The organism is Dyadobacter sp. 22481 (assembly GCF_052044875.1).
GTDB classification, from domain to species: domain Bacteria; phylum Bacteroidota; class Bacteroidia; order Cytophagales; family Spirosomataceae; genus Dyadobacter; species Dyadobacter endophyticus.
This window is the reverse complement of record NZ_JBQENV010000004.1, coordinates 178,558-200,949: the sequence shown is the minus strand read 5'-3', so window position 1 is coordinate 200,949 and position 22,392 is coordinate 178,558. Positions and strand designations below refer to the sequence as shown.

Sequence of the window (22,392 nt, the reverse complement as noted above, 5' to 3'; positions counted from 1 at the left end):
TATAACCCTGATCTTGAATATGCTTACCGAGGCTTCCGTGAACCTGTTGCAATCCTACCAAGCCGGACTGACTTCTTACGATGAGGTGCTGGATACTGACGGAAAGTTGAAGCCTTACTGGCGGGCGCTGTTTGCCACGTTGGAAAAATTGGGCATTACAGAACTCAAAAGCCGGAATCAGGAGATTATCAGCAAGTTGCGCGAGAATGGCGTGACTTACAATGTCTACGGCAGTCCCGATGGCATGAACCGCCCCTGGCAGCTCGACCCGATCCCGTTCCTGATCGAACACCGCGAATGGGACCGGATCTCGAAAGGGTTGCAGCAACGGGCGCATTTGCTGGATCTGGTTTTAAAGGATCTTTACGGGCCGCGGAATCTGGTAAAAGATGCCGTTATCCCCGCTGAACTTGTTTTTGAAAACACAGGATTTTTACGCCCCTGCATTGATATCAAAGTCCCTGGTCCACGACAGCTGACATTGTTCGCAGCCGACATGGCACGCGGACCCGACGGCCAGATGTGGGTGCTAGACAGCCGCACGCAGGCACCGTCGGGATCGGGTTATACGCTCGAAAACCGCATTGTGATGAGCAAACTGCTGCCCGAGCTGGCCGACGGCATGTATGTGAGTAAGCTCTCACCTTTTTTTAATAGCATTCAAAACACCGTTCTGAGGCTTTCCGATAAAAGCCGCGACGCCCCCAATATCGTTTACCTCACACCCGGACCGGGCAATGAGGCCTATTTCGAACACGCCTACCTGGCCTCATACCTGGGTTATACGCTTGCTCAGGGAGACGATCTGCTCGTACGCAATGGAAGTGTATGGTTGAAATCCATTGACGGTTTACAAAAAGTCGATGTCATCGTGCGGCGTGTCGACGACGACTGGTGCGATCCGCTGGAATTGCGCGAAGATTCCCGCCTGGGCGTGCCCGGCCTTTTGCAGGCGATCCGCCTCGGTAATGTCCAGGTTATGAACCCGCCGGGCTCGGGAGTACTGGAAAACCATGCTTTTCTGGCATTTATGGAGAATATATGCCAATACTTTCTTGGGGAAAAGCTGCTTATGCCAAATGTCGCCACCTGGTGGTGCGGGCATCAGAAAGAACTGGCCTACGTACTCGATAATATCGATGAGCTGATCATTAAAAAGGCTAACCGAAAATCGAAATTCAGCTCTGTTTACGGACGCACACTTTCAAATGCGAAGAAAGCGGAGCTGATAGCGATGATTACCCAGCGACCGCATGATTTTATCGCGCAGCAGGAGGTAAGTCTTTCAACCACTCCCTCATTGATCGACGGCGTGATCGAGCCGCGGTATGCCGCTTTGCGGGCATTTTTGGTGGCGGATGAAAGTGGCTACCACGTCATGCAGGGCGGGCTCACGCGCAGTTCGGCGGTGAAAGACCGGTTTGTGATCTCCAACCAGCAGGGCGGTTTCTCCAAAGATACCTGGATCGTTTCCGACAAATCCGACGAACCACAGGAAAGGGTCGTCCTCAATACACCTGCCGCTGTCAATAAGCATGTTTCGCTTCCGAGTCGGAGTGCCGAAAACCTGTTTTGGGTCGGTCGCTATTGTGAGCGGGCAATGGCGGTGATCAAGTTCATGAATATTACCATCAATGTCCTTAATCTAGATCGTAACTTCGGCGGGTCGGCGAAACAGGAACATATCAAGGTGCTTTTACAGTCGCTTACGCACGTTTCGTCTGCCTATCCCGGGTTTTTAGACGGCGATGAAAAGCTGAACGATCCTTATAAGGAGATTATCGCGTTGATTTCCGACAACTATCGCCCTGGGTCGATCGCTTCCAATATCGGCTCGTTTCTGAATGCCGTAGGCGCGGTACGGAACCAGTGGGAGCTTGAAATATGGCGGATCGTTGATTTGATCGACAACGGTTACCATGAGATCCGGAATGCATCGCATATGAACAGTACCAACATCCAGCGGACGCTCGACGGGTTGTTTAATAATATGTTTACGTTCCTGGGCGTGATAGCGGAGAGCATGCCGCGGGATAACAGCTATCTGCTGCTGGAAACGGGAAAACTGATTGAAAGGATATTGTCTCGTGTGAGTGTGATCCAGTCCAATTTTGGCGTCGGACGTTCGGCTGCCGTGGAAAATGAGCTGATCGAAGCTACGCTGATCAACAATCACATGCTGGTGAATTACCGGCAGATCTACAAATCGCATTTGAGTGTGGAGGCGATGCTGGATATGATTTTGCTTGAAACACGGCTGCCGTATTCGCTGGCTTACATGCTCGATGAGCTGGCTAAAAACCTGGCCGCATTGCCCACTACGACACGCGGTGAGCGATTAAATGAGGCCGAAAAGCTCGCTTTGAAAGCATCGACGTTGATAAAGCTCTCGAATATACAGGATCTGACCAGGTGCAATGACAGCGATGAGCGTGCGGAGCTTTTCAGCCTGCTTTCCGAAGTGGCGCGGCTGATTAGTGCGGTGTCGATTTACCTGACCAACCAGTATTTCAGCCATACACTGATACACCACTCTTTTGAACCGATGGACTACGATACGGATGAAGTATAAGCTGATCCATAAGACGGAATATAAATATGCCGAGGCCGTGAACAACTACCATAGCCTGGTGTGCCTCACGCCGCGCATGCTGCCCGATCAGCTTTGTCAGGATTTTAGCATTAAAATAACCCCGGAACCGGCGCAGATCTGCGAGCGCGTCGATTTTTATGGCAATACCACGCATTATTTTTCCCTGCATTCGCCGCACAAAACGCTTACCGTGCTGACGACCGCGATCGTAGAGCGTTTGAAGGAACGTACGGGCTCGCTCTTCATTCCGTCGTCGGTAACGAGCAGGGAAGCGAGGGAGCGACTCACGAGTGATCGTGCAATGAAAGTTTCCTTTTTGGAATACACGTTACCCAGCCCCCTGGTGAAGTGGGACGCGGAAATCAGGGCATATGCCGGCGATTGCTTCGATGATGAAGCGCCTTTGTACGATTGCATTGCCCGGCTTTGTGCGAAGATTTACAGGGAGTTTAAGTTTATGCCGGATTTTACGACGGTGAACACGCCGATTAAGGAAGTATTGGCTGCTAAAAAGGGCGTTTGCCAGGATTTTTCACATCTGGCCATCGCCTGTATCCGCAGTTTCGGTTTCGCGGCGCGCTATGTGAGCGGGTATCTGGAAACGCTTCCGCCTCCGGGCAAACCCAAGTTGCAGGGCTCCGATGCTTCGCACGCGTGGATCTCGGTTTTTATACCCGATTACGGCTGGTGCGATTTTGACCCCACAAACAATGTCGTCCCGGGTGAGCGGCATATTGTGACAGCCTGGGGCCGGGATTACAGCGACGTGCCACCGCTGAAAGGCATTATTTTCAGTTACGGAAAACACACGCTTTCGGTAGAAGTGGACGTGATCCCGGTATAATGCAAAATTAGGCCACATTTGCCGCGTTTTTTAAGAGAATGGTTCCGGTAAAGAATTTGAGAATTGGCCGTTGTTCTATAATTTTACCAGATCGTTTTGAAATAAGTGTACAAAACCTCTTTTAATGTAACCGCGCAGGTCGGTCTGTTCAGATGAAATGATCTTGCAGTGGTTTCTTCTAAGAATTAATAATTATCAGAATTACGAATGAAAGAAATAGCATTTAGAGATGCCATTCGCGACGCTATGTCGGAAGAGATGCGCCTTGACAAGAGTATTTTTTTGATGGGTGAAGAGGTTGCGGAATACAACGGTGCTTATAAGGCGAGTCAGGGAATGCTCGATGAGTTTGGTCCCGACCGCGTGATCGATACGCCTATCGCGGAGCTTGGCTTTGCGGGGATTGCGGTGGGAGCTGCCGGAAACGGCCTGCGTCCTATCGTGGAGTTTATGACATTCAACTTCTCGCTGGTGGCGATCGACCAGATCATCAACAGCGCGGCTAAGATTCTTTCGATGTCAGGCGGCCAGTTTGGTTGCCCGATCGTTTTCCGCGGTCCGACCGGTAATGCAGGTCAGCTCGGAGCGCAGCACTCGCAGAACTTCGAAAACTGGTTTGCCAACACGCCGGGTCTGAAAGTGGTGGTCCCTTCGAATCCTTACGATGCGAAAGGCCTTCTGAAATCGTCTATCCGCGACAACAACCCGGTGATCTTCATGGAATCGGAAGTAATGTACGGTGATAAAATGGCTGTTCCCGAGGAAGAATACCTCATTCCACTTGGAAAAGCGGATATCAAACGCCAGGGTAAGGACGTAACCATCGTCTCTTTCGGTAAAATGATCCCCCGCGTGGTAATGCCGGCGGTGCTTCAACTCGAAAAAGAAGGTATCGACGTGGAAGTAGTGGATTTACGCACCGTCCGTCCGATCGACTACCCTGCCGTGATCGAATCGGTTAAGAAAACCAACCGCTGCGTGGTGGTAGAAGAAGCCTGGCCACTGGCTTCCATTTCTTCGGAAATCGCTTACCATATTCAACGCCATGCATTTGATTATATGGATGCGCCGGTGATCCGTGTTACGAGCCGCGATGTGCCTCTTCCATATGCGCCGACGCTGATAGAAGAAATTCTGCCAAACGTGAAGCGCACGGTGGACGCCGTGAAATCGGTGCTTTATAAATAATCCTCAGAGATTCACAGCAAAGCCAATACCGAACCAGGTTTTGGCTTTGTTGGTTATACCCCCTGATGTCAGTGTTAGTAAGTTTCTCATTTGAAAGTGGTTATTAATTAAATACTATTCCGAAATAGGCAGAATACTAGTACTTTTGTGCTTTGAACGCTCCTTGATGTAGACTAACAAATCAATTCAGATTATGCAAGAAGAACGAACAAGATATTCAGAGGAAGAATTAAGGGAGTTTGAAGAACTGATCCGCGGCAAGCTGGAAGCGACAAGAAGTGAGCTCGAATATATTAAAACCGGTTTAAGTAAAAAAAACGATAGCGGCACGGACGTAACTTCCGGTGCGGCAAAATTAGTGGAAGACGGGGCGGACGCGAGTGAACGCGAAAACCTGAGCCAGTTGGCCGCGCGTCTCCAGAAATACTCGGTACAGCTGGAAAATGCGCTGATCCGCATTAAAAACGGTACCTACGGCGTTTGCATCGATACCGGCAAACTGATCCCGAAAGAGCGGCTGCGCATCGTACCACACACACAGCAAACTATTGAAGCGAAACTGAGAAGAGCGAGCTGATTCTTCAAACCAAAAATAGAACGCAAGAGAGGTTATTCCAGAATGGGGTAGCCTCTCTTGTTTAAAAGCGGCCACAGCGTGGCCTTTTATTCCGCTTCGCTGCCCAGTACTTCCCGAAAAACCTCCATTAATCCTTCGGAGGGCTCCTGGCCTTTGTTTTTAGATTTGAAATACTCCTGAAACAGCTTTTCCATGCTTAATGAGAGGTCGACTTCGGAAGAAGTATCGGCCACCTCGCTTCGCTTAATCTGCGGAATGATCTGAACAATGCCCGAATGCGCTTCCATTAACCGCTTTTTGTCGGAGGCTTCGAGGTAATTGTCTGAAATGATGGTCAGTTCGATCAAATCTTCCGAATGTTCACCGAGCCATTCGATTGCTTCATCAATGCTATGAAAGCTTTTACGGCGCAGCTTTTTGCCTTTCAACAATTCAATAGGCTTGTAGCCGACTAGCTTCCCAGCCTCCGCTTCGATCAGGATCACATATTTGGTTTGATTGGCTTCTGAAAAACTGTACGCTAATGGGCTGCTGGAATAGACAGCCGGCGCCGGTAACTTATCGACCTGATGAAAGCGATGCAAATGGCCTAATGCAATGTAATGCACCTGTTTCGGGAAGTTTTCGGTGTAAATGGCCTGGGCGCCGCCAATATGCAGTATCGGCCGCTCGTCGTCAGGCTCTTCGGGTATCGGGCCGCCTTTTTGCATGACGAATAAATGCGTGGCAAGCAGGTTAAAACCTCTCTCATCGAGGTATTGATCTGCGAGCGTTTGCCAATGCTGCTGTAAATGCACGCGCAATGCTTCTTCCGATTCCTCGACGCCGAGGAATGTTTTCAGACGTTGCTCGTTTGCGTAGGGCGTGTGCAGCACGCGCAGAGGGAAGGGGGCATTAGGAAGGCTGATTTCTAGGAAACCCGGCGCGGTTTTGATAATATCCACCTGACCTTGCGTGCAAAATGGCTTGACTTCGGTATTTGGAAATCCGACGAACAGAATGCCGCAAACCTTGGCGAGCGCGTCGGGTACCTGAATGCGCTCGGGGGAATCGTGGTTGCCAGCGATGGCGATGACTGCGCGGATGCCGTTGGCCGACAACCGGTGCAATGTACTGTACAAAAGCTCGGTTGCTTCCGACGACGGGTTGAAGTTGTCGAAGAGGTCACCGGCAACGACGATCGCGTCGACCTGCTCGCGCTCCGCTATTTCGCAGATTTCTTCGAGTACCAGTCGCTGTTCGTCGAGGCGGGAAAAGTTATCGAGCTTTTTGCCGATATGCCAGTCGGCCGTGTGCAGTATTTTCATTCGTGTCGTTAATTTAGCGAAAATAACAGATCATTTCCGAAGTTTTGAAATACATTAAAACCTCTTTGAAGGCATTGAACGGCTTGCTTTGGTTGCTGCTGGCAGTTGTAGCGACGGCATTGTGGGGCTGCGGCAGCCCTTCCGGCAAGCCAGGCGCGGGCGGCATTGCCATTTCATTCGACGACCACTTTATCAAAGAATGGTACGAGCTCCGGCCATTGTTCCATAAATACAATGCAAAAGCGACTTTCTTCATCACGTGTCCCGACAGCCTGAATGCAGAAGAAGTATCGATGTTGAAACAGTTGGAAAAAGAAGGCCACGAAATCGGTTTCCACGGAACCGTTCATGCCAAATCTACCGAATTAATGGCTGCCGGCGGACCGAAAGGATATATCGAAGCCGAGCTCGAAACGGGCCTGCGGCATATGAACGCGGCGGGTTTTAAACCCACATCGTACGCGCACCCGGGCGGGAACCATAATGATCGTGTTGATTCAGTGCTTTTGGCGAAGGGCTTTACGGTTTTACGTGATGTAGCCATTTCGAGAAGGAAATATAAAGGCTTTCAATTCTACGCATGGCCTCCGCGATGGATGAATGCGATTTACTACCCGTTCGATGGGGCGCAGCAAGTGGATGCGTTAATGATCGATTACGACGAGGTGACGGGGGAAGAAGTTGCCGAGGCTATTCAGGAAGCAAAAGAGAATGGCACGGCAGTGATGGTTTTTGGGCATGAACCTTTATACAGCGCTCCTCAGAATGGTAAGTATGGTTTCAATGTAAGCTTTCTGGCTGCGGTTTTACGCGAGGCCCACAAGCAGGGATTGAAATTCTACACGATGTCGGAGCTGCCGAAAACCCGTTAATCAACGTCCGAATTTACGGTCCTTGTAGGCAAGAAGCGGTTTTTCAATGTAGTTGTAGGAAAAAGTGGCCACTGCCACCGAGCCGATAAAGCTCAAAATATAAAGCACTACCTGATAACCGGCGTCACGCCAGCCGGGCGCGTACATTTCGAAGAGATTGATGATCACGACAATCACTGCGACGTGGTACAGGTATAGGCCATAGGTAACCTTACCCAAATGGTCCATTGCCGGGTGACCCAGGTTCACGATCGTATTCGGATTACACGAAACATTCAGCACGAAGAAGGCGAAGAACAGGGCGTATACTTCAAGGAATGCGAAGAAATGCACGCCTGAAAAGAACAATGCGAGCAGGATCGCGTAAGCGGCTATTTGAATGTCTTTCCTGAAAACGAAGTTCAGGATCCGGGTTTTATCCTTGTAAACCAGCCATGCGCAAAAACCTCCCAGCGCCATTGTTTGAATGCGGAACTGCCCGAGGAAAGTGGAGATCATTGATTTTCGGGTTTCTTCCGACGGATCGACGATTTCGAGTCCTACGTAAAGCAGCCCTGCCGTCAATAGAAGGAAAAACAGCAGGATGGGTATGCGTTTTTTGGGATACTTGATCAACCAGGGCCAGAGGTAATAAAACTGCTCCTCTACGCCGATTGACCATGTTTGTGCGCACCAGTAAGGCAGGTCGTAGAGCACGAATGCAAAATTGGGTAAAACGAGCAGGAGCAGGGCGAGCCTTTCCGGCAGGTCTACCGTCAGCTGTTCCTCAATTCCGGGATAATCGAATATGGCGATGTGCGGGAACACCAAAAAGGATAATCCGATAATGAGAAAGTAAACAGGCCAGATGCGGAATACGCGGCGCAGGTAAAACTTTTTCGCATCGACATCGCCGAACCGTCCACGTTCTTCGAGGAGCAAATAGGTGATCAGGAATCCACTCAGTACAAAGAACAGCCCTACACCAAGCCTTCCTGCATGCTGTATAATGGGTATATCATATATATTGGCAATGCCCAACGCATGCTTGGCTTGTTCGAGGTGGTGAAATACCACCAGCGTCGCCGCAATAGCACGGATACCGTTCAGATTTGGGAAATAGCGCTTTTTCTTGTCCACCACCAGCTTTTTATTCAAACCAGGCCATCCATTTCCCCTGCACCTTCATAACCTGCTCTATCAGGTCGCGAACGGCGCCGCGGCCTCCGTTTTTGGGAGAAATATAGTCGGCGATAGCCAGGATTTCATCGGCGGAATCGGCCGGGCATGCGCCCATTACGCTTGTACGCATCACCTCGTAGTCGGGAAGGTCGTCACCCATAAATACGATTTCATCTTCTGTCAGACCGGTTTCTGCGAGGTATTTTTTGAAAACGGGCAATTTGCCATCCGGTGAGGTGCCGATGAAAATATCAGTTACGCCGAGGTATTCGAGCCGTTTACGGACACCTACCTGGCTCTGGGCGGAGATGATAGCCACACGATAACCCATTCTGACCGCCCGGTTGATGCCATAGCCGTCGCGTACGTTGAAAATGCGGGGTTGCTCGCCGGTTTCGAGGGCGATGACGCTGCCGTCGGTCATGACGCCGTCGATATCAAAAATGAAGGTGGTAATGCGCTTGAAACGTTCCGTAAGAGTCGAATCCATGAATAGCCGAATTGTGAATCCTGCAAATATAGCCTAACTTTTTTCGCGACAGTGAGGCTTCTTATTATTTTGAAATGTAGAGATTGCGGATTTTGTCGGTGAGCAGGCGGTAGATTTCCGTATAATCCTCGTTGGTTTCCTGCAAATATTCGAGGTGGCGTGCCGTGGTTTTCCAGTCGCCGCGCCGGGCCGGGCCGGTTTGCCCGATGGAAGGGTCGTCGGAAAGCAGGGCTTTGTCGATCGTTGTTTGAATGAGCGGTTTCAGCAGATCGAAATTGAGCTGTTCGCGGTCGAGGAGGTCGTGGGAGATTGTGAGCATGTAATTCGTGAAATTGCTCGCAAAAACCGCAGCTACGTGCAGAATGAAGCGCTCGTCGGAGTCCATTCGCGTTACGTTATTGCTCACGCTCGAAGCAAGTTGCGTTAATTTGGCTTCAATGAGCTCATTGCGCGACTCGATGCAGAACGGCAACTCGCTGTAATCCATTTCAACATCCTTTGTAAAAGTCTGCAACGGGTAGAAGACGCCCGTGTGGACATATACGTCGCTGTAAATCTCCACAAGTTTCTGAAATTCAGCGAGCGACCGCGTACCCGACGTGTGCACGAGGATCACGCCCTCGGGCAGCACAATGCGTTGGATCACACTCTCGATAGCATCGTCCGTCACCGCGATCACGATCACTTCGGCTTCGCTTTCCGAGAAATTGAGATCGGGCTGGATATTAGTATCATACAACGACGAAGCCAGCTGACGCGCCTTCTGCGTATCGCGGCTGTACACCTCGCAGATCCAATGCCCCGCATCCTCAAACGCCTGCGCCAAGTGCCAGGCCACGTTACCAGCGCCAATGAAGGAGATTTTCATACCAAAAGATTGAAATCTTCAACAAGATATTCGTAGAAAGGCAACTTCCCAAATCAGTGCACCACGGGCGCGACCTGCTCCGGCGTTGTAATGCCGCCCGGTAGCTCCATAATGCGCATGTTTCTGAAATGGATCTCGGCGCCTTCGGCTTCGAGGCAGATGTAGCCTTTCTTGCGCTCGGAGGCGCGCAGGCCGTTGACGAATTTGCCGTTGACAGAGAGTTTTACGGTGCCGTCCACGGCCACAACCACATATTTGTTCCATTCGCCTTTGCCTTTGCAGCGCTTTTCGAGGGACTTGCTGCGAATGCCGCGCGGATTGTCGGGGATGGCCGTCATGCCCATGGTCGGGAACAGCTCGCCGTGGACGTAGTCGTCGGTGGCGTTATGCTGGGGGGCATAGTCTAGTTCCAGCATTTGCACTTCGATGGCCTTCGTGAGCGGGTCGTGTTCCTGGGGAGTGCCTTCACTCCATATAAATACGCCGGAATTGCCGCCGGCTTCCATATGTTTCCATTCCACTTCGAGGATGAAGTTTTCGTACTGCTTGTCGGAGCGCATCACACCGATGGGCTTGCCCGAGCAGATCAATGTGCCGTTTTTGACTTTCCAGGTTTCTTTGGATGTATTGACGTCGACCCAGCCGTTCAGGTTTTTTCCGTTGAATAGAGGCACAAATGCGAGATGATCATTGCTCTGGGCATATAACCGACCGTTAAATAATGCATAAAGGACCAAAATAGCCACTTGTAAACGCATAAGGCGCGATTTGTTGCCGGCATCAGTTATTATTGTAGCATTCATCATCTAACTAGGGGTTCAGCAATGAAAATTTTAAAAGGAGTGATTACCATTTTATTACTGAATGCCACTTTCACACACGCTCAATACGCCTCGTCAGTTGCAGGAGGTGTGGATGTCGGTTTAGGCCTGGGTAGCAATTCGTGGGCCCCTTCTGTAATGTATCACGAGGAGGTAGGGCCGCAAAAACTTCCGTGGCTCCGGCTGGGGCTTGGTTTCAGGGCATGGGGCTATTATGCGGGTCGGACCAATCTGGACACCAAACGCGTTGCCGGAATTGAAGATTACCTGGAATACCGCGATGTGTCGATCAACGGGATAAGCTTTCTGGCGGGCGTCAATGTGAGTTTCTGGAAGCTGGATATCGGCGCTAATACCGACTTGCTGGGTTTGACCTTTGGCTCCAAGCGGCACGGCTACTATGAAAAGAACATCCCCACGAACGGCACCGGCAAGCCGTACTACAACCAATGGTTAGCCAGCAGGCCAACGGTATTCAATGCATTACCGCTCGCGCTCCGGAGGAACAGCGGGCAATCGGAGGCTTTCGTGCGTTTCAAGGCCAGCCGGAGGGTCGGGGTGAAGGTTGGTTACACTTACGGACGGGTTACCTATACGACCAGGAAAATCGACGATTTCAATGTTTACCTCGATAACAACCAGCGACATGTGTCCAAAGTTTACGGCATTCCGTACATCGCATTGGCCTTTGCAGTAGAGGATTAACAAATGAATTTCTCAAACATACTTGTAATTCAATTTGTTAAACTCTATATTTGCACTCCCATTTTGCGATGGGACTGTCTTGTTACAGTGTAAATAATTGAAAATCAATTTAATTTTTTTGTTAATCGTGGATACGTTAAGCTACAAAACCATCTCGGCGAACAAAAACACAGTAAACAAGGAGTGGATTGTTGTGGATGCTGAAAATGCAATTCTTGGTCGTTTGGCCAGCGAAGTTGCTAAAATTATCAGAGGCAAACACAAAGCAAGCTACACTCCTCATGTGGATTGTGGAGATAACGTAATTGTTATCAACGCCGATAAGATCAAGTTGACAGGTAAGAAGATGTCGGACAAGGTTTATGTTCGTCACACTGGCTACCCAGGAGGTCAACGTTTTCAGACTCCTCGCGAGTTGCTCGAAAAACACCCAGAGCGTGTGATCGAGAAAGCCGTAAAAGGCATGCTTCCAAAGAACCGTTTGGGACGTCGTTTATTTACAAACCTGTTTGTTTACGCTGCCGCAGAACACCCGCACAGCGCACAGCAACCAAAGCAAATCCAATTGTAATTCATGGAAGTGATCAACACAATAGGTAGAAGAAAAACAGCCGTTGCTCGTATTTACCTGACACCAGGTAAAGGAGATATCAAGGTAAACGGCCGTGACTACAAAGAATATTTTCCATTTGAAGTACACCAGATCGTTCTTCAGCAGCCTTTCGCTACGATCAGCGGAGGAAATGGTTACGATATTAAAGTAAACGTTAGAGGTGGTGGAATCTCAGGCCAGGCGGAAGCTATCCGTATGGCGGTTTCACGTGCACTGGTTCAATACAACGGCGAATTCCGTGGCGCATTGAAAAAAGAAGGATTCCTTACCCGCGACCCACGTATGGTTGAGCGTAAGAAATACGGACGCGCTAAGGCACGCAGAAGATTCCAGTTCTCGAAACGTTAATATTTCGTCCAGACGTTGCTTATCGTGCCCGATGCTTCGTGCTGCGTAACAAGTCTAAAAATATTTTTTAATCAAATTCGGCAATGGCACAAATAGAATATAAAGAACTATTGGATGCAGGTGTCCACTTTGGTCACCTTACCCGCAAGTGGGATCCACGGATGGCTCCATATATCTTCATGGAGAAGAACGGGATCCACATCATTGACCTGAACAAAACTTTGAGCTGCCTCAACGAAGCGGAAGCTGCGCTGAAACAGATCGTTCGTTCAGGACGTAAGATCATGTTTGTTGCTACTAAAAAACAAGCTCAGGAAATCGTAACGGAAGAGGCGAAACGCCTTAAAATGCCTTACGTAACTGACCGCTGGTTGGGTGGTATGCTTACAAACTTTGGCACGATTCGCAAGTCTTTGAAAAAAATGCAGACTCTCGAGAAGATGCTGAAAGACGAAGCCACGGTTAGCAATATTGCGAAAAGAGAACGCCTGATGCTTACACGTGAAAAGGACAAACTGGAAAGAGTACTAGGTGGTGTAGCGGACCTTACTCGCCTTCCAGCAGCACTTTTCATCGTTGATGTAAAACGCGAGCACATTGCGGTTGCAGAAGCAAAAAGATTGAACATCCCCATTTTTGCGATCTGCGATACCAACTCAAACCCTGAATTGGTTGACTTCCCAATCCCATCGAACGACGATGCTTACAAAGCGATCTCGTTGGTAACACTGGCGATCGGTAAAGCTATCGAAGAAGGTTTGATGGAACGCAAACAAGATAAAGACGATCAGCGCCTGGTTGAGGAAGAAGAAGCGAAACGTGCGGCTGACAAAGGTGAAGAGGCAGCGCCTCGCGCCGAAGTTGCCAGCGTAGAGGCTGCTGAAAGCGACGAAGAGTAAAAAGGGCAATATGGTGCAGTTTCTAACTGCTCATAGTTGAACATACAGAGTAGCCCATAGCCTCTTGCTATGGGCTACATTTTTTTAAATATTAATACAAAAATACTTATTCACGATCATGGCAATTACCGCACAAGATGTAAACAAACTCCGCCAAATGACCGGCGCGGGCATGATGGATTGTAAAAAAGCCCTGCAGGAAGCAGATGGCGATTTCGACAAAGCCGTTGATATTCTCCGTAAACAAGGACAGAAAGTTGCTGCAAAACGTGCCGACAACGCCGTATCAGAAGGAACCGTTCTGATCAACATCAGCGAAGATGGTACCAACGGTAAACTCGTTGCGCTGGCTTGTGAAACTGAGCCTGTATCGAACGTGGAAGATTTCAAAAACCTTGCGCAGTCTATCCTTGAAAAAGCAGTAGCGGATAATATCGCAGACAAAGACGCGCTTCTGGCTGCACCTTTGGCTGACGGCCGCCCTGTATCGGAGCACATGATTGAGCTTACTGGTAAATTGGGAGAGAAACTGGAAATCAGCGCTTACGAAAACGTTTCAGCGGATAAAGTTGTGCCTTACATCCACTCAAACGGTAAATTAGGCGTATTGGTAGCATTCGGTGGTGTAAACGGAACGGATGTTGCTGACCTTGGTAAAGACGTAGCCATGCAGATTGCCGCGATGAAGCCGGTTGCTTTGGATAAAGACGGTATCGACGCCGCTACTATCGAGCGCGAGATCGAAGTGGGTAAAGAGCAGGCACGTGCAGAAGGCAAACCAGAAGCAATGCTTGAGAAAATTGCTCAGGGTAAACTTCAGAAGTTTTACAAAGACAGCACCCTGCTGAACCAGGAGTTTGTAAAGGATTCCTCACTGACTATCCGTCAGCTGCTTGAAAAAACTTCAAAAGGTTTGACAGTAACTACATTCAAACGTGTAGCGATCGGCGGATAAGCCTTTTAGCAACAAAATATATTGACAACGCCTGGTATCTAATTTGGACACCAGGCGTTTTTTTTCATATTTACAGAAAGTTAAATGCAATTTAATTTTCAGCACACGCTATCGGCGGCTTTCATCAAGGCAGAATGGTTGAAATACGGAACGCTCCGTATCAGGAGCATAATTCGACAGACGAAGAATTAGTTAGACTTTTCCTTGAATCGAAGGACAATCGTCATTTTCAGAAGCTTTATGAGCGCTATGCCGTGAAGGTTTACCAAAAATGCGTCACACTTACAAGAGACGCCACCCGGGCCGAAGACATTACGCACGATGTCTTTCTTAAACTGATCCATAAAATGGGCACGTTCAAGACCGGTTCTAAATTTTCCACCTGGCTTTTTACCATTACCCATAACCACTGCATGGATCTCGCGCGCGTAAGCAAGCGCAAGATCACACTCGTCCATGGAGAGTCGCCCGACCGGGGTGAGAAGGCCGAAATATGCCTTCAAGGGCTTTTTGAGGAAGACGTCAACCTGACAATCCTGAAAGAGGCACTGGACCTGCTTGATCTCGAAGACAAGGCGATGGTCTATCTCCGCTACCTCGACGATCGCAGTATCCGCGACATCGCGGGTATTTTCCGGACGACCGAAAGTGCGGTTAAAATGCGGCTGCTGCGGTCGCGCAGGAAGCTTGGGAAGTGGTACCATAAACTTTCGGATAGGGGCAATTTTTTTTGAAAGCGTGAGAAATTGCTTTACTTTGACCGCTACCTCCTCATTTGTCAGCCCTAAAAAGATGAAAATTTAATGAGTATGGTCCCACTAAATACATTGACTATGAATCAACTACTTCAACGAACTTCCTTTATTGCTCTAATTTTACTCGCATTTTTGACATTCCCGGCCGCTTCTCAAAATAAGGTCGACCTTTCCAATTCGATCGCCTCCGGCAGGCTGAAAGCCGCCAAAGATACTGCCTGGCGCAAGATCGAATTCGGGGCTAACCTGAACCAGGGTTCGTTCAGTTCGAACTGGACGGGTGGTGGGGTGAACTCGATCGCATTGGGCCTTTTCCTGAATGCATTAAGTGAAAAGAAGGTGGGCAAGAACTCGTGGAGAAATGACTTCCAGGGCCAGTACGGTATCGTCCGTAACAAGGGCCAGCAAAGCCGCAAGAATGTTGACCGGATTTTCTTCGATACTAAATATAACCGTGAACTGACGAGCAAATGGAGTCTTTTTGCGAATGTGAACTTCCTGTCGCAGTTCGGTAGTGGTTATGAATATTCTGATACCAGTGACGTCAAGCGGAAAGTGTCGGGTATCCTTTCGCCGGCTTACCTGACCGAGGCAATCGGTATCGAATACCGCCCTGTTCCCTACTTCTTTATAGACCTTGCACCCGGCGCATTACGCCAGACGATCGTTGTCGATAAGGATCTGTACGTAAATACGCCCGACCAAAAAAATTATGGCGTGCCCATTGGCAAGCGTGTGCGGACGGAAGCGGCGCTGATCCAGCTGGTAGCCAATTTCGACAAGGATATCGCGAAAGACGTGAACCTTAAATTCCGTTACCTGATGTTTTCGAGCTTCAAACACCCTTTGAATATAGATAACCGCCTTGACGCCCAGCTGACTGCGAAAATCAATAAATATGTCAACGTTAACCTCGGCGCCATCATGGTTTACGACGAAGACCAGAGCAATAAGATCCAGTTTGCTCAGGCCCTCAGCATAGGCTTTTTGTTTGCTTTTTAATCTAATCAACTAACCTCATCTTGTTATGTTAAAGGAATTCAAAACATTCATCGCCCAGGGCAACGTGTTGGACCTCGCTGTCGGTGTCGTCATAGGTGCGGCATTCGGGAAAATCACTACTTCGCTGGTGGAGGACATTATCAACCCGATTCTCGGCCTGATCCTTGGCGGAGTAGATTTTACGCAACTTAAGGTGGTACTGAAAGAAGCTGTCGGGGAAACACCGGAAGTAGCGATCAGATACGGTAACTTTATCCAGACTCTCATCCAATTCCTGCTCATTGCCTGGGTAATATTCCTGATCGTGAAAATGGCTAACAGATTGAGATTATCGGAATCGTTGAAGAAAGAGTAGAACTAGTTTAAAGATCATAAATAGTATTCGAGAGGCATATTTCCTGTGCCTCTTTTTTTATCCATGTTATTGGGAGGGCATTAAAAAAAGTTTTCGGCAAAAGATTTACCTTCGTGGTTATTGCAGATTGTTCAACGTTTAATTCGATTCTTGTGCAAAAAAAGGTGACGATTTTGGGTGGCGGGGAAAGTGGCGCAGGAGCTGCTATTCTTGCAAAATCCAAAGGTTTTGAAGTTTTTTTATCGGATAAGGGCCAGTTGCATCAGAAGTACGCAGACATTCTGAACAGTAAAAGTATTCCATTTGAACAGGGGCAGCATTCGGAAGAGCGCATCCTCCAAAGTGACCTTGTGGTGAAAAGCCCGGGTATTCCCGACAAGGTGCCTCTAATCGTCGCTTTAAAGGAAAAGGGCATTCCGGTGATCTCTGAAATAGAGTTTGCCTCGCGTTACACGGACGCGAAGCTGATAGCTATTACCGGCAGCAACGGTAAAACGACCACGACACTGCTCACTTACCACTTGTTGAAAACGGCAGGTTTGAATGTGGGTCTGGCAGGCAATATCGGCGATAGTTTCGCCTGGGCCGTCGCAGAAAAGTATTTTGATTATTACGTGCTGGAAATCAGTAGTTTTCAGCTCGACAATATCATCGATTTCCATCCGTATATTTCCGTTCTCCTGAATATCACTCCTGATCACCTCGATCGTTATGGGTATGATTTCCAGAATTATGTGAATTCCAAGTTCAATATTATCCGTAACCAGACTGCCGCTGATCATTTCATTTATTACAAAGAAAGTGAAGTAATTGAAAAGGAGCTCGATAAGAGAAACCCGGCTGTTGGAAAGGTGGAGGTATCGTTGGGAGGTACATTGGAATCAGGTTCGTATCTCGAAAACGGGCAGCTGATTTCAAGCATTAATGGACACGCATTTAGGCAGGCGTTCAGCGAGTTGCCGATCAAGGGCCCGCATAATGCGATTAACGCTCTGGCTGCAATTTCAGTGGCACAATTGCTCGGTATCGATGTCGGAAAGATCAGCGAAGGCCTGAAATCGTTCACCAACGCGCCCCACCGGCTAGAACAGGTGGAAGTGATCGGTGGCGTAACCTATATCAACGATTCCAAAGCTACCAATGTGGATTCTGTTTTCTACGCGTTGGGAAGCTTCGATCAGCCGGTGATCCTGATCGCCGGCGGTGTGGATAAAGGGAACGATTATTCGCAGATTGAAGAACTGGTTAGGGATAAAGTGAAGGGGCTGATAGTGCTGGGAAAAGATCCGGCGAAACTTGAAACCTACTTTTCCGGCAAAGTGCCGCAAATATATGTCACCGAGGACGTCCAGGATGCTGTTAACAAAGGGAGAGATTGGGGCGTGCCCGGGGACATCGTTTTGCTTTCACCAGCCTGCGCTAGTTTTGATTTGTTCAAAAACTACGAGGACCGGGGCGATCAATTCAAAGCTGCTGTCAGAAACCTTGTTCAATAACCATCCCTGACAACCACTGACTATTCTTGACAACAAATCATTAGCCGGCAAACGATATGGATTTCCTGAACAAGACAAGGGAAGATACCCAGGCATGGTTTAGCAAAAATCTGAAAGGCGACCCCTGGATATGGGGGATATGCATTATCATGCTGATGTGGAGCATCGTGGTGGTGTATAGCGCCTCGGTGAAGGACGCTTACAGCCAGATGGACGGCAATACCGAATATTACCTTTACAAACATGCATTGCTTTGCGTGCTTTCACTCGCGGTAATGTACTTTGTGCACCGCGTGCCGTACATCAAATTCGTGTATGTGACGCGGCTCGCCGTGTGGAGCTCTATCCTGCTGTTGATATTCACGATGTTTTTCGGGACTTCGGTGAACGACGCGGCGCGCTGGATCGAGATCCCCGTGATCGGGCAGCGCTTCCAGCCTTCGGAGTGGGCCAAGGTCGCATTGGTGGCACATTTATCGCTGATTTTGGCGAGGCATATCAAAGGCGGTTGGAATACCCGTGAGCTTTTCATGGAGCCGCTCGCACTCGTGGGCGTCGTATGCGGGTTGATTTTCGTAAGCAATGTCTCGACGGCGGTCATGCTGGCAGGCATTTGCTTTTTACTGATGTTCGTAGGCAAAGTTCCGCTGCACTACCTCGCATTTACGGCCCTGGGTCTGGTATTTTTCGCGACCATCGCCATTTTGCTGAACTCTACCCAGCGGTCTGGAACGGCGCAGAGCCGGATTTCGACCTTTTTTGATAAGGATGTCGTGGTTTACCAATCCCAGCAATCCTACATGGCTATGGCCCGCGGCGGGTTGTATGGAGAAGGTGTTTCCAAAAGCCGCCAGCGCCGTTTCCTGCCCGAACCTCAGAAAGACTTCATTTTCGCCGTGGCCGTGGAAGAGTACGGAACACTAGGCGGTACTGCGTTGATCGTCCTGTATCTGATCCTCTTATACCGTGGGCTAAAAGCCATCGAGGCGACTAAGCGACCCTTCGGAGGGCTGCTTTCGGCGGGACTGACATTCATAGTGGTGAGCCAGGCGTTTTCGGCTATGGCCGTGACTGTCGGCCTGGTGCCGGTAACGGGGCAAACGCTGCCGTTTTTCAGTCAGGGTGGAACGTCGCTGCTTTTCACGGGCATTGCAATGGGCATGATCCTCAGCGTGAGCCGGGGCGAGATCGTCGAGGAAAAACGCATTTAACATGGCAAAAAGAATCATTATCAGCGGAGGAGGCACCGGCGGGCATATTTACCCGGCTATCGCTATTGCCAATGCATTGCAGCACCGGGAGCCGGACACGGAAATCCTGTTTGTGGGTGCATTGGGTAAAATGGAAATGGAAAAGGTCCCTCGTGCGGGTTATAAAATCGTAGGACTTCCCATCGCGGGCATTAAAAGAAGTCTTTCACTGGAAAACCTGACCCTTCCGTTCAAGATGTTCCGTAGCCTGATGAAGGCAAAAGAGGTGATCAAGGACTTCAGGCCCGACGTAGCTGTGGGTGTGGGAGGCTTTGCGAGCGGGCCGCTGCTCATGATGGCGTCGATGGCCGGTATCCCGACTTTAATCCAGGAACAAAATTCCTATGCGGGCATTACGAACAAGTTCCTCGCCAAAAGAGCAGCTAAAATATGCGTTGCTTATCCCGGTATGGAGGCCTTTTTCCCGAAAGAGAAGATCACTATGCTCGGTAATCCGGTACGCAGCGACATTACTTACGTGCATTTGAAACGAAGCGCGGCTCTGGAACAATTCGAGTTGCGCGAGGGTTTGAAGACGCTATTCGTCATGGGTGGAAGCCTTGGCGCGCGGTCGATCAATGAAAGTATTGCTGACGGGGTGGGCAAGCTGGTAGATGCCGGTTATCAGGTACTGTGGCAGACCGGAAAAAACGATGTTGATAAAGCCAAAGCTGCCATTGAAAAGCTCGGAACCGACCGCGTGAAGGCATTTGACTTTATATATACAATGGATCTGGCCTATGCCGTGGCCGACGTGGTGGTGTCACGAGCAGGCGCATTGTCGGTTTCGGAGCTGTGCCTGGCTGCAAAACCGGCGATTCTGGTTCCGTTTCCATATGCCTCGGAAGACCATCAAACCAAGAATGCAATGAACCTTGTCGACAGCAATGCCGCGATTCTGGTGAAAGACGCGGAAGCGCGCGAAAGGCTGGTCGACCAAGCATTGGCCCTGCTGGACGATGTAACGCGTCAGCGCGAATTGCAAACGAATATCAACAAACTGGCTCGTCCCAGCGCGGCCGACGATATTGCTGCGGAAGTTTTTAATTTGATCCAATAACCCCAAGATTTGAATATGATGTCATCCTCTGTGACAAACTGGAAGTATATCTATTTTGTAGGAATAGGCGGAATCGGAATGAGTGCGCTTGCCCGCTGGTTTAAAGCCAATGGGTTTGAAGTGGCTGGTTATGACAAGACCATGACCACACTCGTCGGTAAGCTGATAGAAGAAGGTATTCCTGTAACGCTTGAAGATGACATTTCGACCATTCCGGCGGCATTTACTGCCGATCCGCAGCAAACGCTCGTTATTTACACGCCGGCCGTCCCGGTGCAGCACAAGCAAATGCATTATTTCCGGGACGAAAATTTTCTGATCCTGAAACGCTCACAGGTTTTAGGCATTTTAACCCAAAACCTGAGAACGATCGGTGTTGCTGGTACGCACGGGAAAACGACCACGTCCTCGCTCGTAGCGCACATCCTGCGTCACGCGCATGTGAACAGCACGGCGTTTTTGGGAGGTATTACCCAAAACTACGGTACCAACCTGCTCCTCAATGAGCCTACCGACAAACTGGAAGAGGTCTTTTGTGTGGTCGAAGCGGATGAGTTCGACCGGTCGTTCCTGACATTGTTCCCCGAAATCGCGATCGTAACGTCCACCGACGCCGACCACCTTGATATTTATGGTAAGCACGAAGCAGTCCTCGAGTCCTTCCGGGATTATGTGAGTCAGATCGACGAGCATGGTGCATTGTTTATGCGCGAAGGGTTGGAAATCGCGGACAGCAGCAAGGCGAAAGTATTTACCTATTCATTAAATAGCGGTCCCTACCACGCAGCGAATATCCATATCGAGAACGCCCGCTTCGTATTCGACCTGATCTATCCCGGTGGCGTGATTGAAGGTATTGCGATGAAAATCCCGGGCTATCACAATATCGAAAACTCGATTGCGGCGAGTGCAGTGGCATTATATATTGGTATTGAACCAGCGAAGATCAAAGAAGCGCTGGAAAGTTACGGAGGAGTGAAGCGCCGCTTTGAATACCAGGTTGAGGAAGAAGGCAATGTGTATATCGACGATTACGCACACCATCCTACGGAAATAGAGGCATTCCTGTCATCTGTAAAGGGTTTGTATCCGGGTCGGCATGTAACGGCGATATTCCAGCCGCACCTGTTCACCCGCACGCGCGACTTTGCGGAGGGCTTCTCGGAAAGTTTATCACTCGCCGACCGCCTTTTGCTGCTGGACATTTACCCCGCGCGCGAGTTGCCGATCGAAGGCGTCAATTCTGAAATGATCCTTGGCAAAGTGACCTCGCCGGATAAACAACTGGTTGCAAAAGAAGAAGTTTTACAACTTTTAAAGGAATTAAATACGGATATTGTGGTCACGATCGGAGCCGGGGATATCGATACTTTGGTAGGACCGATCCGCGATTTGCTGCAAAATCCAGTTGCGAATAATTAGTCAAAGCATTTTTAATATTACTAAGATGTTACGTAAATTTGACTATTCATGGCTTTTGTTGAAACGTAGTTTGTGGCTTATTTTGCCAATTGCCGGCATCGGTATGGCGGAAAGCAAGCTCGGTCAACAGCGTTGTACAAATCTCGTAATATCTATCCAGGGCGATTCAGGTACACGATTTCTGAACCAAATGGATGTGCAAATGCTGCTGACGGAGAACGGCGGCGATCCGCTGATCGGGAGCAGGCTCAGCGATGTGGCCCTGCACGATCTGGAAAACCGCGTCAACCGTAACAAGCTTATTAAGAAATGTCAGGTTTTTCGTGACCTCAGGGGCAATATAGTAGTCGAAGTTGAGCAGGAGAAACCGCTTGCGCGCTGGATTAACACTTCGGATAATGGGGAAATGCGGAACACATCGGGATACTATATCAACCACGAGGGCGTTTTTTTTCCTCTATCAGAAAGTTATTCAGCAAGAACGTTACTGGTTTCAGGGGCGTATTTCCAGAACCCTCAAAAGCTGAGGTCCGAAAAGGGCGCTCAGGTTTTGGAGTTATTGCGTTTTCTGAACACCGACCCGTTCTGGAAAGCACAGGTTACGCAAATGAATGTGGATAAGGATGGTGAGGTAGACCTTCGGACATTACTGGGCGACCAACGGATCGAACTGGGTATGGCGGAGGATTTCGAGTCCAAATTCAAAAAGTTGCGCATCTTTTACGATAAGGTGCTCAGCAAAGATTGGGGCAGGTATAAAAGAATTAGTGTTAAGTTTCAGGATCAAATAGTTTGTGAATAATAATTCACC

23 protein-coding genes are annotated in these 22,392 nt (G+C 49.3%); 18 read left to right on the top strand and 5 right to left on the bottom strand.

The annotated features are described in order from the left end of the window. Positions 1 to 19 precede the first annotated feature (19 nt). The 4 genes from ACTJJJ_RS26895 to ACTJJJ_RS26880 all read left to right on the top strand — a co-directional run bounded on the left by ACTJJJ_RS26895 (position 20) and on the right by ACTJJJ_RS26880 (position 5,202). Positions 20 to 2,572, top strand: coding sequence for a circularly permuted type 2 ATP-grasp protein (locus tag ACTJJJ_RS26895; RefSeq protein ID WP_440703574.1), 2,553 nt, complete (start codon positions 20 to 22; stop codon positions 2,570 to 2,572). After that, positions 2,562 to 3,437 (top strand): transglutaminase family protein, encoded by an 876-nt coding sequence (locus tag ACTJJJ_RS26890; RefSeq protein ID WP_188938562.1) that lies wholly within the window; start codon positions 2,562 to 2,564, stop codon positions 3,435 to 3,437. Before ACTJJJ_RS26895 ends, ACTJJJ_RS26890 begins: the two co-directional genes overlap by 11 nt. A 207-nt stretch (positions 3,438 to 3,644) precedes the next feature. Next, a complete protein-coding gene (locus ACTJJJ_RS26885) occupies positions 3,645 to 4,625 on the top strand; it encodes a pyruvate dehydrogenase complex E1 component subunit beta (protein ID WP_188938561.1) in 981 nt (326 codons plus the stop codon). Between the two features lie 190 nt (positions 4,626 to 4,815). After that, positions 4,816 to 5,202, top strand: coding sequence for a TraR/DksA family transcriptional regulator (locus tag ACTJJJ_RS26880; RefSeq protein WP_188938823.1), 387 nt, complete (start codon positions 4,816 to 4,818; stop codon positions 5,200 to 5,202). Between the two features lie 86 nt (positions 5,203 to 5,288). On the opposite strand, the gene ACTJJJ_RS26875 is transcribed toward ACTJJJ_RS26880, so the two are convergent. Beyond that, positions 5,289 to 6,509, bottom strand: coding sequence for a metallophosphoesterase family protein (locus ACTJJJ_RS26875; RefSeq protein ID WP_440703573.1), 1,221 nt, complete (start codon positions 6,507 to 6,509; stop codon positions 5,289 to 5,291). 44 nt (positions 6,510 to 6,553) lie between these two features. Here ACTJJJ_RS26875 and ACTJJJ_RS26870 point away from each other — a divergent pair, with 44 nt between their 5' ends. Beyond that, on the top strand, positions 6,554 to 7,381 hold the full coding sequence (locus ACTJJJ_RS26870; RefSeq protein ID WP_440703572.1) for a polysaccharide deacetylase family protein: 828 nt from the start codon (positions 6,554 to 6,556) through the stop codon (positions 7,379 to 7,381). Here the strand turns inward: ACTJJJ_RS26870 and ACTJJJ_RS26865 are convergent, their stop codons facing one another. From ACTJJJ_RS26865 to ACTJJJ_RS26850, 4 genes are all read right to left on the bottom strand, one after another. Continuing rightward, positions 7,382 to 8,518 carry an acyltransferase family protein gene (locus ACTJJJ_RS26865; protein ID WP_440703571.1) on the bottom strand — a complete coding sequence of 379 codons (1,137 nt, stop codon included), beginning with the start codon at positions 8,516 to 8,518 and terminating at the stop codon, positions 7,382 to 7,384. Further along, a complete protein-coding gene (locus ACTJJJ_RS26860; protein WP_426292272.1) occupies positions 8,511 to 9,032 on the bottom strand; it encodes a KdsC family phosphatase in 522 nt (173 codons plus the stop codon). The genes ACTJJJ_RS26865 and ACTJJJ_RS26860 overlap by 8 nt, the downstream gene beginning before the upstream one ends. Before the next feature lie 64 nt (positions 9,033 to 9,096). After that, positions 9,097 to 9,900, bottom strand: coding sequence for a Rossmann-like and DUF2520 domain-containing protein (locus tag ACTJJJ_RS26855; protein ID WP_188938557.1), 804 nt, complete (start codon positions 9,898 to 9,900; stop codon positions 9,097 to 9,099). Positions 9,901 to 9,953: 53 nt separating this feature from the next. Continuing rightward, positions 9,954 to 10,658, bottom strand: coding sequence for a 3-keto-disaccharide hydrolase (locus ACTJJJ_RS26850; RefSeq protein WP_440703570.1), 705 nt, complete (start codon positions 10,656 to 10,658; stop codon positions 9,954 to 9,956). 66 nt (positions 10,659 to 10,724) lie between these two features. Here ACTJJJ_RS26850 and ACTJJJ_RS26845 point away from each other — a divergent pair, with 66 nt between their 5' ends. The 13 genes from ACTJJJ_RS26845 to ACTJJJ_RS26785 all read left to right on the top strand — a co-directional run bounded on the left by ACTJJJ_RS26845 (position 10,725) and on the right by ACTJJJ_RS26785 (position 22,383). Then, positions 10,725 to 11,426, top strand: a complete 702-nt coding sequence (locus tag ACTJJJ_RS26845) for a hypothetical protein (protein ID WP_440703569.1) — start codon at positions 10,725 to 10,727, stop codon at positions 11,424 to 11,426. Between the two features lie 127 nt (positions 11,427 to 11,553). Then, a complete protein-coding gene (rplM, locus tag ACTJJJ_RS26840; protein ID WP_188938821.1) occupies positions 11,554 to 11,997 on the top strand; it encodes a 50S ribosomal protein L13 in 444 nt (147 codons plus the stop codon). Between the two features lie 3 nt (positions 11,998 to 12,000). After that, on the top strand, positions 12,001 to 12,387 hold the full coding sequence (rpsI, locus tag ACTJJJ_RS26835) for a 30S ribosomal protein S9 (RefSeq protein WP_015812950.1): 387 nt from the start codon (positions 12,001 to 12,003) through the stop codon (positions 12,385 to 12,387). An 83-nt stretch (positions 12,388 to 12,470) separates the two neighbouring features. Continuing rightward, positions 12,471 to 13,286, top strand: a complete 816-nt coding sequence (gene rpsB / locus ACTJJJ_RS26830) for a 30S ribosomal protein S2 (protein WP_188938554.1) — start codon at positions 12,471 to 12,473, stop codon at positions 13,284 to 13,286. A gap of 118 nt (positions 13,287 to 13,404) precedes the next feature. Continuing rightward, positions 13,405 to 14,241 carry a translation elongation factor Ts gene (gene tsf, locus ACTJJJ_RS26825; RefSeq protein ID WP_188938553.1) on the top strand — a complete coding sequence of 279 codons (837 nt, stop codon included), beginning with the start codon at positions 13,405 to 13,407 and terminating at the stop codon, positions 14,239 to 14,241. 134 nt (positions 14,242 to 14,375) lie between these two features. After that, positions 14,376 to 14,975 (top strand): RNA polymerase sigma factor, encoded by a 600-nt coding sequence (locus ACTJJJ_RS26820; RefSeq protein WP_440703568.1) that lies wholly within the window; start codon positions 14,376 to 14,378, stop codon positions 14,973 to 14,975. Between the two features lie 99 nt (positions 14,976 to 15,074). After that, the gene (locus tag ACTJJJ_RS26815; RefSeq protein WP_188938551.1) at positions 15,075 to 15,998 is read left to right on the top strand and encodes a DUF3078 domain-containing protein; all 924 of its coding nucleotides are present in this window, start codon (positions 15,075 to 15,077) and stop codon (positions 15,996 to 15,998) included. Between the two features lie 25 nt (positions 15,999 to 16,023). Continuing rightward, complete coding sequence (gene mscL, locus ACTJJJ_RS26810; protein ID WP_188938550.1) at positions 16,024 to 16,353, top strand: large-conductance mechanosensitive channel protein MscL; 330 nt, start codon at positions 16,024 to 16,026, stop codon at positions 16,351 to 16,353. Between the two features lie 152 nt (positions 16,354 to 16,505). Then, positions 16,506 to 17,849 carry a UDP-N-acetylmuramoyl-L-alanine--D-glutamate ligase gene (murD, locus tag ACTJJJ_RS26805; protein ID WP_440703567.1) on the top strand — a complete coding sequence of 448 codons (1,344 nt, stop codon included), beginning with the start codon at positions 16,506 to 16,508 and terminating at the stop codon, positions 17,847 to 17,849. A gap of 56 nt (positions 17,850 to 17,905) precedes the next feature. Next, positions 17,906 to 19,060, top strand: a complete 1,155-nt coding sequence (locus ACTJJJ_RS26800; RefSeq protein ID WP_188938549.1) for an FtsW/RodA/SpoVE family cell cycle protein — start codon at positions 17,906 to 17,908, stop codon at positions 19,058 to 19,060. A gap of 1 nt (position 19,061) precedes the next feature. After that, positions 19,062 to 20,159 (top strand): undecaprenyldiphospho-muramoylpentapeptide beta-N-acetylglucosaminyltransferase, encoded by a 1,098-nt coding sequence (gene murG, locus ACTJJJ_RS26795; RefSeq protein ID WP_440703566.1) that lies wholly within the window; start codon positions 19,062 to 19,064, stop codon positions 20,157 to 20,159. An 18-nt stretch (positions 20,160 to 20,177) separates the two neighbouring features. Beyond that, positions 20,178 to 21,581: a UDP-N-acetylmuramate--L-alanine ligase gene (murC, locus tag ACTJJJ_RS26790; protein ID WP_188938819.1), complete on the top strand. Its 1,404-nt coding sequence runs from the start codon at positions 20,178 to 20,180 to the stop codon at positions 21,579 to 21,581. 25 nt (positions 21,582 to 21,606) lie between these two features. Continuing rightward, the gene (locus ACTJJJ_RS26785) at positions 21,607 to 22,383 is read left to right on the top strand and encodes a cell division protein FtsQ/DivIB (protein ID WP_188938547.1); all 777 of its coding nucleotides are present in this window, start codon (positions 21,607 to 21,609) and stop codon (positions 22,381 to 22,383) included. Positions 22,384 to 22,392 lie beyond the last annotated feature (9 nt).

Coding starts and splice junctions, on each gene's coding strand:
- ACTJJJ_RS26820 (WP_440703568.1), top strand. CDS start 14,376: ATGGTTGAAATACGGAACGCTCCGTATCAGGAGCATAATTCGACAGAC.
- ACTJJJ_RS26860 (WP_426292272.1), bottom strand. CDS start 9,032: ATGGATTCGACTCTTACGGAACGTTTCAAGCGCATTACCACCTTCATT.
- ACTJJJ_RS26845 (WP_440703569.1), top strand. CDS start 10,725: ATGAAAATTTTAAAAGGAGTGATTACCATTTTATTACTGAATGCCACT.
- ACTJJJ_RS26890 (WP_188938562.1), top strand. CDS start 2,562: ATGAAGTATAAGCTGATCCATAAGACGGAATATAAATATGCCGAGGCC.
- ACTJJJ_RS26800 (WP_188938549.1), top strand. CDS start 17,906: ATGGATTTCCTGAACAAGACAAGGGAAGATACCCAGGCATGGTTTAGC.
- rpsI (WP_015812950.1), top strand. CDS start 12,001: ATGGAAGTGATCAACACAATAGGTAGAAGAAAAACAGCCGTTGCTCGT.
- tsf (WP_188938553.1), top strand. CDS start 13,405: ATGGCAATTACCGCACAAGATGTAAACAAACTCCGCCAAATGACCGGC.
- ACTJJJ_RS26895 (WP_440703574.1), top strand. CDS start 20: ATGCTTACCGAGGCTTCCGTGAACCTGTTGCAATCCTACCAAGCCGGA.
- ACTJJJ_RS26815 (WP_188938551.1), top strand. CDS start 15,075: ATGAATCAACTACTTCAACGAACTTCCTTTATTGCTCTAATTTTACTC.
- ACTJJJ_RS26785 (WP_188938547.1), top strand. CDS start 21,607: ATGTTACGTAAATTTGACTATTCATGGCTTTTGTTGAAACGTAGTTTG.
- ACTJJJ_RS26850 (WP_440703570.1), bottom strand. CDS start 10,658: ATGCGTTTACAAGTGGCTATTTTGGTCCTTTATGCATTATTTAACGGT.
- ACTJJJ_RS26855 (WP_188938557.1), bottom strand. CDS start 9,900: ATGAAAATCTCCTTCATTGGCGCTGGTAACGTGGCCTGGCACTTGGCG.
- murG (WP_440703566.1), top strand. CDS start 19,062: ATGGCAAAAAGAATCATTATCAGCGGAGGAGGCACCGGCGGGCATATT.
- rpsB (WP_188938554.1), top strand. CDS start 12,471: ATGGCACAAATAGAATATAAAGAACTATTGGATGCAGGTGTCCACTTT.
- murC (WP_188938819.1), top strand. CDS start 20,178: ATGTCATCCTCTGTGACAAACTGGAAGTATATCTATTTTGTAGGAATA.
- mscL (WP_188938550.1), top strand. CDS start 16,024: ATGTTAAAGGAATTCAAAACATTCATCGCCCAGGGCAACGTGTTGGAC.
- ACTJJJ_RS26875 (WP_440703573.1), bottom strand. CDS start 6,509: ATGAAAATACTGCACACGGCCGACTGGCATATCGGCAAAAAGCTCGAT.
- ACTJJJ_RS26885 (WP_188938561.1), top strand. CDS start 3,645: ATGAAAGAAATAGCATTTAGAGATGCCATTCGCGACGCTATGTCGGAA.